The 15,561-nt window shown below is 66.3% G+C and carries 16 protein-coding genes; 7 read left to right on the forward strand and 9 right to left on the reverse strand.

Annotated elements, in window-relative coordinates:
• Nucleotides 1-23 precede the first annotated feature (23 nt).
• Nucleotides 24-1,121 carry a histidinol-phosphate transaminase gene (gene hisC / locus AABA84_RS03605; RefSeq protein ID WP_338311394.1) on the forward strand — a complete coding sequence of 366 codons (1,098 nt, stop codon included), beginning with the start codon at nucleotides 24-26 and terminating at the stop codon, nucleotides 1,119-1,121.
• Nucleotides 1,118-2,053, forward strand: a complete 936-nt coding sequence (locus AABA84_RS03610; protein ID WP_338309660.1) for a prephenate/arogenate dehydrogenase family protein — start codon at nucleotides 1,118-1,120, stop codon at nucleotides 2,051-2,053. The genes hisC and AABA84_RS03610 overlap by 4 nt, the downstream gene beginning before the upstream one ends.
• Nucleotides 2,054-2,170: 117 nt before the next feature.
• Here AABA84_RS03610 and AABA84_RS03615 read toward each other — a convergent pair whose 3' ends face one another.
• A complete protein-coding gene (locus AABA84_RS03615; protein ID WP_338311395.1) occupies nucleotides 2,171-3,355 on the reverse strand; it encodes a DUF2125 domain-containing protein in 1,185 nt (394 codons plus the stop codon).
• A 110-nt stretch (nucleotides 3,356-3,465) separates the two neighbouring features.
• On the opposite strand from AABA84_RS03615, the gene AABA84_RS03620 reads away from it, so the two are divergent.
• On the forward strand, nucleotides 3,466-4,074 hold the full coding sequence (locus AABA84_RS03620; RefSeq protein ID WP_338311396.1) for a gamma-glutamylcyclotransferase: 609 nt from the start codon (nucleotides 3,466-3,468) through the stop codon (nucleotides 4,072-4,074).
• 98 nt (nucleotides 4,075-4,172) lie between these two features.
• Here the strand turns inward: AABA84_RS03620 and AABA84_RS03625 are convergent, their stop codons facing one another.
• From AABA84_RS03625 to ftsE, 4 genes are all read right to left on the reverse strand, one after another.
• A complete protein-coding gene (locus AABA84_RS03625; protein ID WP_212247188.1) occupies nucleotides 4,173-4,946 on the reverse strand; it encodes a lysophospholipid acyltransferase family protein in 774 nt (257 codons plus the stop codon).
• 45 nt (nucleotides 4,947-4,991) lie between these two features.
• Entirely contained in the window at nucleotides 4,992-5,696 is a 705-nt protein-coding gene (locus AABA84_RS03630) for a YdcF family protein (RefSeq protein WP_212247190.1), read from the reverse strand.
• A 154-nt stretch (nucleotides 5,697-5,850) separates the two neighbouring features.
• A complete protein-coding gene (locus AABA84_RS03635) occupies nucleotides 5,851-6,819 on the reverse strand; it encodes a cell division protein FtsX (protein WP_212247192.1) in 969 nt (322 codons plus the stop codon).
• On the reverse strand, nucleotides 6,812-7,471 hold the full coding sequence (gene ftsE, locus AABA84_RS03640) for a cell division ATP-binding protein FtsE (RefSeq protein ID WP_020508614.1): 660 nt from the start codon (nucleotides 7,469-7,471) through the stop codon (nucleotides 6,812-6,814). The genes AABA84_RS03635 and ftsE overlap by 8 nt, the downstream gene beginning before the upstream one ends.
• A 174-nt stretch (nucleotides 7,472-7,645) precedes the next feature.
• Between ftsE and AABA84_RS03645 the strand changes: the two genes are divergently transcribed.
• Both AABA84_RS03645 and AABA84_RS03650 read left to right on the forward strand, forming a co-directional pair.
• Nucleotides 7,646-8,524 carry an MJ0042-type zinc finger domain-containing protein gene (locus AABA84_RS03645; protein ID WP_338311398.1) on the forward strand — a complete coding sequence of 293 codons (879 nt, stop codon included), beginning with the start codon at nucleotides 7,646-7,648 and terminating at the stop codon, nucleotides 8,522-8,524.
• Nucleotides 8,525-8,571: 47 nt separating this feature from the next.
• Nucleotides 8,572-8,946: a response regulator gene (locus AABA84_RS03650; protein ID WP_212247196.1), complete on the forward strand. Its 375-nt coding sequence runs from the start codon at nucleotides 8,572-8,574 to the stop codon at nucleotides 8,944-8,946.
• A 231-nt stretch (nucleotides 8,947-9,177) separates the two neighbouring features.
• Here AABA84_RS03650 and AABA84_RS03655 read toward each other — a convergent pair whose 3' ends face one another.
• Nucleotides 9,178-10,323: a DUF4175 family protein gene (locus tag AABA84_RS03655; protein ID WP_338309656.1), complete on the reverse strand. Its 1,146-nt coding sequence runs from the start codon at nucleotides 10,321-10,323 to the stop codon at nucleotides 9,178-9,180.
• Nucleotides 10,311-12,260, reverse strand: coding sequence for a TIGR02302 family protein (locus tag AABA84_RS03660; protein WP_338309655.1), 1,950 nt, complete (start codon nucleotides 12,258-12,260; stop codon nucleotides 10,311-10,313). The genes AABA84_RS03655 and AABA84_RS03660 overlap by 13 nt, the downstream gene beginning before the upstream one ends.
• A 167-nt stretch (nucleotides 12,261-12,427) precedes the next feature.
• On the opposite strand from AABA84_RS03660, the gene AABA84_RS03665 reads away from it, so the two are divergent.
• The gene (locus AABA84_RS03665) at nucleotides 12,428-12,811 is read left to right on the forward strand and encodes a carboxymuconolactone decarboxylase family protein (RefSeq protein ID WP_018316258.1); all 384 of its coding nucleotides are present in this window, start codon (nucleotides 12,428-12,430) and stop codon (nucleotides 12,809-12,811) included.
• 112 nt (nucleotides 12,812-12,923) lie between these two features.
• Nucleotides 12,924-13,832, forward strand: coding sequence for an NAD(P)-dependent oxidoreductase (locus AABA84_RS03670; RefSeq protein ID WP_338311399.1), 909 nt, complete (start codon nucleotides 12,924-12,926; stop codon nucleotides 13,830-13,832).
• A gap of 54 nt (nucleotides 13,833-13,886) precedes the next feature.
• On the opposite strand, the gene lysA is transcribed toward AABA84_RS03670, so the two are convergent.
• On the reverse strand, nucleotides 13,887-15,152 hold the full coding sequence (gene lysA, locus AABA84_RS03675; RefSeq protein ID WP_338311401.1) for a diaminopimelate decarboxylase: 1,266 nt from the start codon (nucleotides 15,150-15,152) through the stop codon (nucleotides 13,887-13,889).
• Nucleotides 15,153-15,175: 23 nt separating this feature from the next.
• Nucleotides 15,176-15,472: an LPS translocon maturation chaperone LptM gene (gene lptM, locus AABA84_RS03680; protein WP_212247211.1), complete on the reverse strand. Its 297-nt coding sequence runs from the start codon at nucleotides 15,470-15,472 to the stop codon at nucleotides 15,176-15,178.
• Nucleotides 15,473-15,561: the final 89 nt, after the last annotated feature.

The following is a 15,561-nucleotide window of genomic DNA, read 5'->3' on the forward strand; positions in this document are numbered from 1 at the left end:
CCCCGCCATTTTCGGAGTTCAAGATGTCCCGCCCCGTGCCGAATCCCGGCATCCTCGATATTGCGCCCTACACGCCCGGCAAGAGCCCGGTCGCCGAGCCGGGCCGCAAGGTGTTCAAGCTGTCGGCGAACGAGACGCCGTTCGGGCCCTCGCCCAAGGCAATCGAAGCCTTCAAGCACGTGGCGGATCACCTGGAAGACTATCCGGAAGGAACCTCGCGCGTGCTGCGCGAGGCGATCGGCCGCCACTTCGGGCTCGATCCCAACCGCATCATCTGCGGCGCCGGCTCGGACGAGATCCTCAATCTTTTGGCGCACACCTATCTCAGCCACGGTGACGAGGCGATCTCCACCACGCACGGCTTCCTGGTCTACCCGATCGCGACCATGGCGGTCGGCGCCAAGAATGTCGTCGCAGCCGAGAAGAACCTCACCTGCGACGTCGATGCCATCCTCAAGGCGGTGACGCCGAAGACAAAGCTGGTGTGGCTCGCCAATCCCAACAACCCGACCGGCACCTATGTGCCGTTCGACGAGATCAAGCGCCTGCGCGCCGGCCTGCCCTCGCACGTGCTGCTGGTGCTCGACGCCGCCTATTGCGACTACGTCTCGCGCAACGACTACGAGATGGGGATCGAGCTGGTCGCCACCACCGAGAACACGGTGGTGACGCACACCTTCTCCAAGATCCACGGCCTCGCCGCGCTGCGCATCGGCTGGATGTTCGGCCCCGAGCACATCATCGACGCGGTCAACCGCATCCGCGGTCCGTTCAACGTGTCGACGCCGGCGATGTATGCCGCGGTCGCCGCGATCGAGGACACCGCGCACCAGGCGATGTCGAAGCAGTTCACCGAGACCTGGCGCAACTGGCTGACCGAGGAGATCGGCAAGCTCGGCCTGAAGGTGACGCCGAGCGTCGCCAATTTCGTGCTGATCCACTTCCCGACCGACAAGGGCAAGACCGCCGATGACGCCGACGCCTTCCTCACCAAACGCGGCCTCGTGCTGCGCGCGCTGAAGAACTACGGCCTGCCGCATTCGCTGCGCATGACCATCGGCACCGAGGAGGCCAACCGCCTCGTCGTCGACGGCTTGCGCGACTTCATGGCCGGCAGATGAGCGCGAATCCGCACTTCCAGCGCGTCGCGCTGATCGGCTTCGGCCTGATCGGCGGCTCGATCGCGCGCGCTGCGAAGCTCCAGGGCCTGGCGGGCGAGATCGTCACCACCGCGCGCTCGGAGAAGACCCGCGCGCGGGTGATGGAGCTCGGTATCGTCGACCAGGTCGTGGCGACCAATGCGGAGGCGGTGAAGGATGCTGATCTCGTCATCCTCTGCATTCCCGTCGGCGCCTGCGGCGAGGTCGCGCAGGAGATCGCCGCGCATCTGAAGCCCGGCGCGATCATCTCCGACGTCGGCTCGGTCAAGGGCGCCATCGTCAGGGACATGGCGCCGCATCTGCCGAAGTCGGTTCATTTCGTGCCGGCGCACCCGGTGGCGGGCACCGAGCATTCGGGGCCGGATTCCGGCTTCGCCGAGCTCTTCATCAACCGCTGGTGCATCCTCACCCCCCCGGAAGGTGTCGATGCCGCCGCCACCGATCGCCTGCGCGCGTTCTGGGCGGCGATGGGCGCCAAGGTCGAGGTGATGACGCCGGATCATCACGATCTCGTGCTCGCGATCACCAGCCATCTGCCGCATCTGATCGCCTACACCATCGTCGGCACCGCCGACGAGCTGGCGCAGGTGACGGAGTCCGAGGTGATCAAGTTCTCCGCCGGCGGTTTCCGCGATTTCACCCGCATCGCGGCGTCCGACCCGACGATGTGGCGCGACGTCTTCCTCGCCAACAAGGAGGCCGTGCTGGAGATGCTCGGCACCTTCACCGAGGATCTCGCAAAGCTCACTCGCGCCATCCGCCGCGGCGACGGCGAGGCGCTGTTCGACCATTTCACGCGCACCCGCGCCATCCGCCGCGGCATCGTCGAGATCGGCCAGGATTCGGCGGCCGCGGATTTCGGCCGTCAGCATGGGGCGCTGAAGCAGCCGTGAGCCTGTAGCCCAGACAAAGCTGCGTAGCCCGGATGGAGCGCAAGCGTAATCCGGGACGTGCCAGCTGTGATCAAGAACCCCGGATTGCGCTGCGCTCCATCCGGGCTACGGAAGCACTCAATACAGCGGCGGGATCTGGCCGACCTTGACCGGGCCGAGCAGCACGGCGCCGTCGACGAATTTCAGCGGGAAGCTTCTCGCCTTCTTGCCTTCCAGCGTGCTCTCGGTGCCGATCGAGTTGATGCCGGCGGCAACGCCGGCATTGGCGTTCTGCTTGATCACCTTGCCAAGGCCGGGCACGGCGCGATCGAGTGCGCCGAACAGATTGTTGAGGTCCTGCGACTTCACGCCGGGCGCGACGCGGTCGAGCGTGGCCTGCGGCACGCCCTCCTCCAGCATCTTCTCGATGCCGAGCGCCGGGATCACGCGCTCGAGGCCCGTGACGGTCATCTGCAATTCACCATCCAGGCGCCCATTGACGGAGAGGCCAAGAGTGCCGGCCGCAACCGCGATCATCTCGCCCTGCTGGATCCGCGACTGCACGATCTCGATGTGACCGCCGGCGGCCTGGATTTCGCGAAAACGCTGCGGCCAGGGCTTTGGCGTGAGGTCGGACAGGCCGGTGATCTTGGCGCGCGTGTCCGCCTCGAACGGCTCTGCGAGCAAGGGATGAACGCCCTGGATGCTGCCCTGCGCGACATGGAGCACGGTCTCGATCACGGGATGAACGGCCGGCGATCCATCCGCGAGGCGCCCGTGCAGCTCGACCTGCTTGGCGCGCGCGAGCGGCACCTGCATGCTGCCGTCGAGCCGATTGATGTTGGGATGGTCGAACACGATGGAGGCACGATCCGGCACCGCCGGCAGGCCGACCACGCTGCTGCGGCCCTTGCTCCAGTTCACCACGAAGGTGTTTTGCGTGACGCCGTCGGTCAGCGTCGCGGGCGCCGAGAATTCGGCGATGACGAGCTTGGGATCGTAGACCTGGGCGACGACCAGGATGTTGTCGAGCTTGGCCGTGAACGGCGTCTTGCTCGCATTCTGCGAGACCAGGGCGACACTGGCGCCGGAGCACTGGACCTCGAAGCGGAACGGGAAGCCGGCGATCGAGCGCTTGGCGCAATCATAGATGCGGCCGGACTTGGCCTCCTGCGCCCGCCAGGCGTCGGCGGCCACTTCGGCCTGCGAAGCGGCATAGAACCAGAAGCAGCTCCAGGCGACGGCGAGGATCAGGACGAGGACGGGGGCGATGAAAAGGCCCCAACGGGAGCGGCGGCCTGCGGCAACGGTCATATTGGACATGCGGCGACCCTTTGGCCCCAGATTTTGGCAAATGTAAGCGAGGCAAGCCCCCGACGAAAGGCGGAGAATTCGCTTCGCTTGGGGGCGCGGTTCTGGTAGCCGTGCCCGAAATGTCCGAAATCACCCTCCCCTCCGTCACGACAGCCACGGGCGACCTCTGGGTGTTCGGCTATGGTTCGCTGATGTGGCGGCCGGGCTTCGACTTCGAGGAGCGCGTCCCGGCGCGGCTGGTCGGCGAGCACCGCGCGCTCTGCGTCTATTCCTTCGTCCATCGCGGCACGCCGGAGAAGCCGGGCCTGGTGCTCGGGCTCGACCGCGGCGGCGCCTGCCGCGGCATTGCCTTCCGTGTCGCTGAAAAGAACCGCACCGAGGTCGTCGCGTATTTGCGGGCGCGCGAGCAGGTCACCTCGGTCTATCGCGAGGTGATGCGCTCGGTGTGGCTGGAGAACGATGCGCGCCAGCGCGTCTCCGCGCTCGCCTATGTCGTCGACCGCGGCCATGTGCAATATGCCGGCCGCCTCTCGCTCGCCGAGCAGCACCGCCATGTCGTCCAGGGCCACGGCCAGTCCGGCGCCAACCGCGACTACGTCACCGCGACGGTGAAGGCGATCGAGGCCGAAGGTTTTCGCGATATGCAATTGCATCAGCTTGCGACCATGCTGCATGGCGAGGCGCATTCCCTGCACGCGCCGGCTCCTGACGATCGAGAGAGCCGCTAAAGCATGATCCGGAAAAGTGCGCAGCGGTTTTCCGAAAAAATCATGCTTAAACAACAACCCTAAAGCGCGATGACGATTCATCCTCATCGCATCGCGCTTTAGCTCTCCGACGGGGCGTAACTCGGCGAGGCGCCGATCAATTGCTCCTGCTCCTTGCGGCCGGCTTCGACGAGACGGCTGGTTGCCTCTTCGATGGCCGTTTGCACACGGGAGAGAAACTCATCCTTCGGCAGGCCTGACGGCAACGGATCGAGGAATTCCACCACGAGCGTGCCGGGATAGCGCATGAAGGTGCGGCGGGGCCAGAACAGGCCGGAGTTGAGCGCGATCGGCAGGCACGGCACGCCGCAGGACGAATAGATCTGCGCAAAGCCGGTCTTGTAGTCGGGCGGCGCGCCTGGCGCGCGGCGCGTGCCTTCCGGAAAGATGACGAGCTGCCGGCCCGAGCGCACCGCCTCGCGCGCCCGCCGCGTCATGTCCAAGAGCGCCTTCACGCCGGCCTTGCGGTCGATCGCGATCATCCCGGTCTTGACCAGAAACTGGCCGAACACCGGGATCTGCATGAGCTGACGCTTGAGGATGAAGATCGGACGATTGAAGAATCCGGGCAGCACGAACGTTTCCCAGAACGACTGATGCTTTGCCACGATCACCAGGGGTCCCTGCGGAATGTTCTCGACACCGCGGAATTCGACCTTGATGTTGCAGACCACGCGCATCAGGACCAGCGTCGCCTTGGCCCACCATTGCGCAACCGTCAACATGGCACGCGGCGGCAATGCGAAGGTCGGCAGCGCCACGATCGCGAGGCAGACCAGCACGGCGTAGAACAGCACGTTGAACACGAGCGAGCGCAGGAAAATCAGGAACATCGACGATCCGATTATTTTGCCGATCCATTGCCGGTCAATTGGCTGTTAATTGGCTTGGGCGGTGGCGGGCCGCTTGGGCAGCTGACCTGCAGGCTGCTCCGACATCTCGGGCAAAAGGTCAATCCCGAAATCCTCCAGCCGCACCCTCAGCTCGGCCGCGATGTACTTGACATATTCGGACAGCAGCAGCCGCAGGGTGGACGCCGAGGTCCACCACGGCTCCTCGCGCCATTTGTCGCCGACCACCGCGAACGGGATCAACGTCGTTTGCGGCATGGCATGCGAGAATTCCACCAGCGCGCGCGGCATGTGATAGTTCGAGGTGACCACGATCAGCGACTTGAACCGGCGGCCGTCGGCCCAGCGCCGCGCCTCCGCCGCATTGCCGCGGGTCGAGAGCGCAGTGCGGTCGAGATCGACACAACAGGTCATGAAGGACTGGTTCTCCGGCAACGTCCGGGAGATGTCGCTCGCCGTGGATGTCGGGTGCACGCCGGAGATCAGGAGCCGCCTGCCGTAACCAGCAGCGAGCAGCTCCATCGCGTCGGACACCCGCGAGGAGCCACCGGTCAGGACCACGATGCCGTCTGCCTTGCGGCTTGGGGCGATCTCGGCGCCGCGCAATTGCGACAGGAACGCGATGAAGCCCGCCGCCGCGCCGACGAAGGCGAACGCAATCGTCGACACCAATGCCGCGCGCAGCCAGCCGCGCGGCAGGTTCGGCGATCGATCGTCGGTCGGCGAGGTCATATGATGTCGGTGATCCCTTCCCTGAGGTGATTTTAAAAGGTTTTGAGGCGAAGTGGAGTCCGGTTTGTGGGGCTTATCAACGCTACAAGATGCAACTCTATTCGCGTCGGTAGTGCGCTCCCTCGCCCCGCAAGCGGGGAGAGGCGAAGAAATCTCAATCCACATCGTTCAACGTCGCAAACAGGGTCTGGCGTGAGGCCACCGCGGTGATGGCGCCGATCAGCACGGCCTGCACCGCGAGCACGATGTATCCGGACGGCCGCAGCGAGAAGGTGCCGAGCAGCGCGGCGAACTGGTCGCCGACGGGGGTACCGGAAAACCAGCCGGCGATCGACTCGGAGAAGCCGAACACCAGCATGGCGGCGCCGCCGCCGATCACGCCGCCCTCGAGGCCGAGCCTCAGGAAATGTCGCAGGAAGTGATTGGCGATGTAGCGGTCGCCGGCGCCGACGAAATGCAGCACCTCGACGATCGGACGGTTCGCCGCCATGGCGCCGCGGGTCGCGAACGACACCGAGATGATGGTGGCGATGATGACCAGCGCGAGGATGCCGAGGCCGGCGAGCACGGTGGCGTTGGTCATCGAGCGCATCCGCTCGATCCAGGCGCGGTGATCGTCGACGCTGGCACTTGGCGCGACCTGGGTCACGCGCGCGCGCAAGGCGCCGAGATCGAGCGGCGTGCCGGGTTGCACGCGCGCGATGATCATGCGCGGCACCGGCAGATCGTCCATCGACAGCCCGGTGCCGAGCCAGGGCTCGAGCAGCTTGCCGCTCTCCTCCCGGGTGAACGGCTTGACCTCGACGACGCCGGCTTGCGCACGCATCGCCTCCGTCACCGCTGCGGTGTCGCGTTCGAGATCGCGGCCGGCCTGCGGGCGAACCTGGATGGTGATTTCGCTCGCGACCTCCGACTGCCACTCCGCGGCGGAGGCGCTCACCAATAGCACCGTGCCCGTGGTCATCGACGCCAGGAAGGTCATGATGGCGACGACGGCGACCAGCGCGCGGCCCTGGATCGAGGCGCGCGGCACGATCGGCGACATGTTGCGCGCGTTGGCCGGAAGCTGCGGACGCTCCTGCCCGAGGTCGACCAACACGCCGCGCTCGTCGGTCCTACTCATAGACGTGCAACCGTCCCTGGTGCAGCACCAGCCGCCGGGCCTCGTACTGGTCCATCAGGCCGATGTCGTGGGTCGCGATGATGACGGCGGTGCCTGATTTGTTGAGCTCGATGAAGAGCCGCAGCAGGCGGCGTCCCAGCGTCGGGTCGACGCTGCCGGTCGGCTCGTCCGCGAGCAACAGCTGCGGCCGCGAGATGACGGCGCGCGCGATTGCCGCGCGCTGCTTCTCGCCGCCCGACAGGATCGGCGGCAGCGCGTCCATGCGGTCGCCGAGCCCGACCCAGCGCAAGAGGTCGATCACCTCCTTGCGGTAGCTCGACTCGCTGCGGCCCATGACGCGGAACGGCAGCGCGACGTTCTCATAGGTCGTCATGTGATCGAGCAGGCGGAAATCCTGGAGCACGATGCCGATGCGCTTGCGCAAATCGGCGATCTCGTCCTTGCCGAGGCGCGAGATGTCGTGGCCGAACAGATTGACCAGCCCCCGCGTCGGCCGGTGCGACAGGAACAACAGGCGCAGCAGCGAGGTCTTGCCGGCACCGGAGGGGCCGGTGAGAAACTGGAACGAATGCGCCGGGATCTGGAAGCTGAGGTCGCGCAGGATCTCCGGCCCCAGACCGTAACGCAATCCGACATTTTCGAACCGAACCAAGCTCAGCTCCGTTCGAGAGGGGGCGCGGGTCGCACTGCTGCGCTCCGCCATACGCGACCAACGGGTTTTGCCGCCGTTATGGTTTCCGGTTCGTTAACGGTCGCCCTGTAGCATACATCGTAGCATCCTTGCCGCGCTGTTCTCCCCGACGCGGTCATCGTCCAAGGCTCGTCCATGCATATCGTCTGCCCCCATTGTATGACATCCTACGCCATCAAGCTCGCGAGCCTTGGGGCGAACGGACGGGCGGTCCGTTGTTCCCGCTGCAAGGAGACCTGGATCGCCCATGCCGAGGATGCCATCGAGGAGGCATCCATCCCCGCCATGGCCGCGGCCAGCCAGGCCGACGACCAGACCGATCTCGCCGAGCAGTGGAACTCCTATGCCAAGGACGACGGCGCCACTGATGCGCCCGTCGTCGACAGCCCCTCGATTGCCAGCGACTGGCCCGACGAAGAGGCCAAGGAAACCGAAGACGAGTGGTCCGCGGCGGCCCGGGAGGCCGAGGAGGAGGTCGTCGGCGCGCAGCACCAGTCCTGGTTCCGCGGTCTATTCCCCCGCCGCGGCGCGCGGGTCAGCCGTCCGGTCGCCACCGCAGCGCCGCGAAAATCCCATTTCGGCCTGCCGACCGCCTGCGCCGCCATGGGCGCGCTGGTGCTGGCGCTGGTGATCTGGCGCGGCGACATGGTGCGGCTGCTGCCGCAGACCGCCGCTTTCTACAAGATGGTCGGGCTCGAGGTGAACCTGCGGGGCCTGGCCTTCAAGGACGTGAAGCTTTCGAGCGAGACCGTCGACGGTAAGCAGGTGCTGGTGATCGAGGGTGTGATCGTCGGCGAGGGCAAGAAGCCGCTCGACATTCCGCGGCTGCGCTTTGCCGTGCGCGACGGGCAAGGCGCGGAGATCTACGCCTGGAATACGGTGCTGGAGCAGACCGTGCTGCGGCCCGGCGAGCGCGCCTTCTTCCGCTCCCGCCTCGCCTCGCCGCCGCCGGAAGGCCGCAATATCGACGTTCGCTTCTTCAACCGGCGCGACATTGCCGGCGGCAGCGTATAATCGCGCCGCCCGGTGCCGCACGGGAGGTTGGTCCGAGAGTTAGTCCCATGCCGAAGATCTTGATCGCCGATGACGAGGATTCGATGCGCCAGCTGGTGGCGCGCGCCATCGCCATGGACGGGCACGAAACGGTCACCGCGCAGGACGGCGCCGAAGCGCTGGAGATCCTGGCCCGCGAGGACGGCGCCTTCGACCTGCTGCTCACCGACATCCAGATGCCTATCATGGACGGCATCGCGCTGGCGCTCTCCGCCGCGCGCGATTTTCCCGATCTGACCATCTTGCTGATGACAGGCTTTGCCGACCAGCGCGAGCGCGCCTCGAACCTCAATGCGCTGGTGCACGACGTCGTGACGAAACCGTTCTCGGTCGCGGATATCCGCACCGCGGTGGCGGACGCGCTCGCGGCGAAGAAGGGGTGACGCGAAGCTGCCGCCCAACACTCCGCCGTCATGCCCCGGCTTGACCGGGGCATCCAGTACGCCGCGGCGGATGCAGTGAGAGCGTGCTCATCAACGCCAGCCTCTGGAATACTGGATCGCCCGGTCCCGGCTCCGCCAAGGCTACGCCGAGGCCCACACGGCGCTGGCACGCCGAAGCTTCAGCGAAGGCGGCAAGCCGGGCGATGACAGTGAGCTTGTGGCACCTTCGCCTCAGAAATCCTTCAGCAGGCGCTCGATGTAATCGAGCTCGATCTGCGGACGCGAGCTGTCGCCGAGGCGGCGGCGGAGCTCTTCGAGGATGCGGCGGACACGCTGGGCGTCGATCTCGCCGGGGATCTTGACGGTGTAATCGTCGCTGAGATCGCGGCCGTGAAGCGGGCGACCGAGCGGATCAGTCTGATTGCCGCCGCTCTGCTGACGGCCGGCCCGATTGCCGGGACCATCGCCCTGCCCGTCGCCATCGCCCTGCTGCATCGCCTCGGCCATCTTCTGCGCGCCCTTGCGCATCGCATCGAGAGCCTTGCCCTGCGAATCCACGGCGCCATCGGCATTGCCATCGCCGAGCTTCGAGCCGGCATCGCCCATGGCACCGTCGGCAGTGTCCAGGCTGCCGTCGTCATCACCCTGATCCCCGTCCTGATCGCCGCTCTGGCCCGGGTCGCCCTGCTGGCCCTTCTGGCCCTGCTGCCCTTTCTGACCCTTTTGTCCCTTCTGCGCGAGGCCGCGCTTGGCGAGCTCGTCCTGCAGCTTCTTCAGGCGGTCGCGCAGCGACTGCTGATCCTGCTGCAGGTCCGACATCGACTGGTCGCCCTGCGGCTTGCCGCGCGAGCGGTCACGCCGGGAATCCTGGCCCTGCTTGAAAGTCTTGTCGCGCAATTGCTGCTGCTTGCGGATCATGTCGCTGAGCTCGTTGAGCGCCTGCTCCATCTCGCTCTCACCGGATTGTCCGGGCTGCGCCATCTGGAGGTTTTCCATGATCTGCGCGAGCTGCTCGAGCATGCGCTGGGCCGCCTCTTTATTGCCCTCGCGCGCCGCCTTCTCGATCTGCCGCAGGAGGTCATCCAGATCCCGCTGCGTGATGACGTTGCGATCACGGCTGGAGGATTGGCTCCGTTCCGTCGCCCGCTTGTACTCCTCGAGCTTCTGGATGGCGTCGGACTGGTTGCTCAGGCTCTTGCCGGACTCCTTCTGCCTGAGGCTGTCGCCAGACTCCTGCATGGCCTTTTCGGCACTGTCGAGCAGCGCGTCGGGATCCTGATCCAGCTGGGCAGCGGCCGGCGAGACGCCTCCCAACAGGAAGGCGAGGCAGGCGATCGACATCGCCTTCAAGACTGGCACGCGTGCTAGCTTCCGCATTTCCGGTCCCGCGTAAACTGGTTGGTCTTGTCGTCCCCCGCCTTGTTGGCACGGCTGTTCGCCGACTTGCGATAGGCCTGAAGCTGCTCGCGCAAGACGTCCTGCTGCTGCGCCAGCTCGGCGAGCTGCTCGGGCGTCGCATGCTGGGTTTTCTGTCGCAGCTCGACGGCCTTGTCGAGGATGAGCTGGACCTCCGCGGGGAACGGCTGGCGGGCGCCGAGCGGATTCTGCTCGGCGCGGCGGGCGAGATCGCGCACCTTGCCGGCCATGGCCTCACGCAGCTTCTGCGTCAGCACCCTGAGCTCGTCCTCGCTGGCGCCGCGGTCCAGCGCGGCCTTGAGCGCATCCTGCGCCGAGCGCAGCGCGGCGTTGACGCTGCCGGCAACGCCGTCGTCCTCGATGGTCGTCGCGAAGGCCCACATGCTCGCCACCACGTTGCGCAGCGCATCGTCGGTGCGGGCAGCCTCGAGCTGGGTCGCCAGACTCCGGAGGCCGAGATAGCAGCCGGCATCCGGCGTGAACAATTCGGGTGCGATCATCAGCGCGTCGAGCGCGGTGTAGACGTCGGAATTCCTGTTGGCGTCGAGCGCGAGGATGCGGCGCTGCTCGATCAGCGCGCGCGCGAGCGAGTTGGTGAACAGACGCTCGGGCAGGCGCATGTTGAAGGGTTCGCTCCTGGCCTCGTTGCCGGCCTCGTCCTTGGCAGTCAACGTCAGCGTGACGTCGGCTCCGGCATAGGGGTCCTCGCTGAGGTCCTTCACGGTCTGGCCGACGCCGTTGCGGGTGCGCGCGTTCGGCAGCACGAGCGGGAATTGCGGTGGCTGGAACAGCGGCCGCGCCGCGGCCTTGCCCTCGGAATCCTTGCTGCCGTCCTTGACGGCATCTTTGGCGTCGGCGGGGCGCAGGGCAATCTGGGCATCCGCGCCGGTGACGCCGTAATCGTCCTCGATCTTGTAGGAGAGCTGGAGCCCGCCGCGCGCCTGGCGCTCGGGATCCTTGGCGAGGGCGATCGTCGGCGCGCGGTCTGGCGTTGCCGCGAACGCCCATTGCGGCTGGCCGGAGGGCGCGCGGACATGCGCGGTGCCGTCAGCGGCGATGGTGAAGTGCTTCTCGTTGGTGCCCTTGGGCGCGGCCTCCGCGGGGGCGACCTCCTTGAGGCCGCCGGAGACGACGACATCCAGACTGCCGCCTGAGGAGCGCACGATCAGGGTCGAGCCTGCGGGAACGGCAAGCGGGCCGGAGGCCGGCAGCGCCGCGGCCTCCTTGTTGGCGGCCGACAGGATGACCGGCGGCTTGCCGGTGTAAAGCGGCGGAGTGACCCACGCATCGACGCGAACATTGGCCGGCGCCAGCACGCCGTTCCAGTCGAAGGCGGCCCCGAGCCGCATCGCGCGCTCGTCGCCGGCGGCGAAGAAGGTCGCAACCAGCATCACCATCACCAGCGCGCGCAGCGCCCAGGGATCATGCAGCGCCAGCCGCGGATGCGGCAGGCCGGCGCGGATGCGCTTGAGCGAGGCCAGCGTACGCTCGCGCTGCGCCTGCCACAGCGCCTGCGCGATCGGGTCCTGCGAGGACAGCGTGTCGGTCAGCGTCGTGGCCGGGCGGTGACGGATGCCGGAGCCACGATCGAGCCGGCTAAGCGCCTCCTCGCGGCTCGGCCAGCGGAAGCGAATCAAGGGAAACAGGACGGCAATCGCGATGCCGGCGAAAACGACGAGACCGATGGCACGGGCAACGAACGGCAGCGCCAGCCAGAGGCCGGCCCAGGACACCACCAGGAACAAGCCGACGACGGTCAGAAGCCGCGCCAAATTCGGCCAGGCACGCTCCCACGCGATGGCATAAATGGCCCGATCGAGGGCCTGCGCCAGCTTCAGCCGCGACAGAGCATCGCTGTTGCGGATCGGGTCTGACGGCTCGGGGGTGACGCCGTTCAATCAACTCTCCAGGTTGCCCGGTAGAGAAGCCTATCACAACGGCAGCACTGAGGCATCCGTTCCGGTACGGGAGACACCCCTTTTCCCGCATAACACGAGGACGTGACTGGCCCGCTGCAACCCCGTAATTTCCGCGCCGCCATCCGAGGGAGACGAGAGGAAACGCCATGGACAAGAAGATGCACGACAAGGGCCTGGAAGTCCGCAAAGCGGTGCTGGGCGAGGCCTATGTCAACAACGCCCTGAAGAACGTCGACGATTTCAACCGTCCGTTCCAGGAGATGCTGAACGAATATTGCTGGGGCACGGTGTGGGGCCGCGAGGAGCTGCCGCGCAAGACCCGCAGCATGCTCAACATCGCCATGATCGCGATCCTCAACCGCCAGCACGAGTTTCGCGCGCATCTGAAGGGCGCGCTGACCAACGGCGTCAGCCGCGAGGAGATCCGCGAGATCCTGATGCAGGTCGCGATCTATGGCGGCATGCCCGCCGCCGTCGACAGCTTCCGCATCGCGCGCGAGGTGTTTGCGGAGATCGACGGCAAGGCGTGAGGGCAGCGCCAATCTCCGCTGTCGTCCCGGACAAGCGAAGCGCAGATCCGGGACGACATCGAGGCTGGAGTGCCCGTATTTCAAAACGACAACGAAAAAAGAAGGAAACACCATGGACATCGGATTCATCGGGCTCGGAAACATGGGTTTCCCGATGGCGCGGCGGCTGATCGAGGCGGGACACAAGCTCGTCGTGTTCGACACGCGCAAGGAGGTCACGGGCAAGCTCACATCGCTCGGCGCGACGGCGGCGACATCGCCAAAGGACGTCGCCGATCAGGTCGAGACTGTCATGGCGAGCCTGCCCTCGCTGCAGGCTTCGCTCGAGGTTGCAACGGGAGCGAACGGCGTGATCGAGGGCAGCCGCGCAAAACGCTTCGTCGATCTCTCCACCGTCGGCTCGGCAATGGCCGTGAAGATTCACGGCCTGCTCGCCAAGCGCGACATCGTGCAGATCGACTGCCCGGTCTCCGGCGGCGTCGGCGGCGCCGAGAAGGGCACGCTGGCGGTGATGGTCTCCGGGCCGAAGGGGGAGTTCGATCTGCTCAAGCCCGCCCTCGACGTGATCGGAAAAGTGTTCTTCATCGGCGAGAAGCCCGGCGCGGCGCAGACCATGAAGCTCGCCAACAATTTCCTGTCGGCCACCGCGATCGTGGCGACCTCGGAAGCGGTGGTGATGGGCGTGAAGGCCGGGCTCGATCCGGCCGTGATGATCGACGTCATCAACGCCGGCTCCGGCATGAACACCGCGAGCCGCGACAAGTTTCCGCGATCGGTGCTGCCGCGCAGCTTCGATTTCGGCTTCGCCACGGGGCTGATGGTGAAGGACGTGCGGCTGGCGCTGGAGGAGATGAAGCAGCTCGGCCTGTCGATGGAGGTCGCCGAGGCGGTCGGGCGATTGTGGGAGACCGTGATCAGCGCAGAAGGCGCAGACTCGGATTTCACCGCGGCGATCAAGCCGATCGAGAAGAAGGCGGGCGTTGTGGTGGGTGGAGCGAAGGGTGGCGTGACGGGGAAGTAGCGATCCCAATCTCCGCTCGTCGTCCCGGACAAGCGAAGCGCGCCCCTCACACACTCACAGCCACGGCGCCGGCGTGTCCATCGCGATCAGCTGCTCGACCTCGATGCGCGGGCGGACCACGGCGTATTGATCGTCCTTCACCAGCACCTCCGGCACCAGCGGGCGCGTGTTGTAGGTGCCGGCCTGCACCGCGCCGTAGGCACCTGATGTCATGATGGCGATGAGATCGCCGGGCGCGGGCGTCGGCAACGTGCGGTCGAGCGCGAGATAGTCGCCGGTCTCGCAGACCGGGCCGACGACATCGGCCATGATGGTGGGGGCGCCCTTGGTGGCTTGCGTCACCGGCAGGATGTCGTGATGCGCCTCATACAGCGTCGGGCGGATCAGGTCGTTCATGGCGGCGTCGATGATGACGAAGTTCTTGCCGTCGCCGTGCTTCACATAGATCACCTTGGCGACCAGGATGCCGGCATTGCCGACGATCATGCGGCCCGGCTCGAACATCAGCGTGCAGCCGAGATTGTGGCTGACGCGCTTGACCATGGCAGCATAGGCATCAGGCGCCGGCGGCGCCTCGCGGTCCATGTAATAGGGAATGCCGAGGCCGCCGCCGAAATCGACGTGGCTGATATTGTGGCCGTCGGAGCGCAGCGTCTGCACGAATTCGGAGAGGATGCGGAACGCGGTCTCCATCTTGGAGAGGTCGGTGATCTGGCTGCCGATGTGCACGTCGGTGCCGGTCACCTCGATGCCCGGCAGCTTGGCGGCGCGGGCATAGACCTCGCGGGCATAAGCGATGGGAATGCCGAACTTGTTCTCGGACTTGCCGGTGGAGATTTTGGCGTGGGTGCCGGCATCGACGTCCGGATTGACGCGCACCGAGATGCGCGCGGTCTTGCCCATCTCGGTCGCAAGCCGCGACAACAGCTCGAGCTCGGGCTCGGATTCGACGTTGAGACAGAGGATGTCGGCGGCGAGCGCGGCGCGCAGCTCTTGTTCCGTCTTGCCGACGCCGGAGAACAGGATTTTGCTTGGCGGAATGCCGGCGGCCAGCGCGCGCTTCAACTCGCCGCCCGAGACCACGTCGGCGCCGGCGCCGAGCTTGGCCAGCGTGCGCAGCACCGACTGGTTGGAGTTCGCCTTCATGGCGTAGCAGACCAGCACCTTCTCGCCCGCGAAGGCCTCGGTGAAGACGCGATAGTGCCGCTCCAGCGTCGCGGTCGAATAGCAATAGAACGGCGTGCCGACGGTCGCGGCCAGCTCGGACAGGTTCACCGCCTCGGCGTGCAGCACGCCGTTGCGATAGTCGAAATGGTTCATGGCTTAGGCTCGGTTGTCCCGGCTTATTTCTTGCCGGGAGGTTCGTCCAGGAGCGGGTCGAGAATAAACGGTTTCTTCCGGCCCTTGGCCGCCGCCGGCGCGGCATCCGCACCTGATGAGGTGGGATTGAACATGCTCGACGTCTTCTGGGCAGCGGTCTCGGTGTCGGCTGGAGCTGCGACGTTGGCCGTAGGCGCGTCGGAAGCGGTCGGCGGCAGATCCAGCGGACCCTTGCGGCCGCAGCCGGCCAGCGCGAGCGCCGTCAGGCTCAAGACAATGATGGCCCACCCCGAGCCGGCCGGGCGAAACTTTGACGTCACGACGAAATCCCCACTACGCGGGCCGCACCATACAGAGATTGGCGCGCTCTGGCGAGAGCCGGATGACCATGAAACATAAGCGAAATTTT

The organism is Bradyrhizobium sp. TM239, assembly GCF_036247985.1.
In the GTDB taxonomy this organism is placed as follows: Bacteria; Pseudomonadota; Alphaproteobacteria; order Rhizobiales; family Xanthobacteraceae; genus Bradyrhizobium; species Bradyrhizobium ottawaense.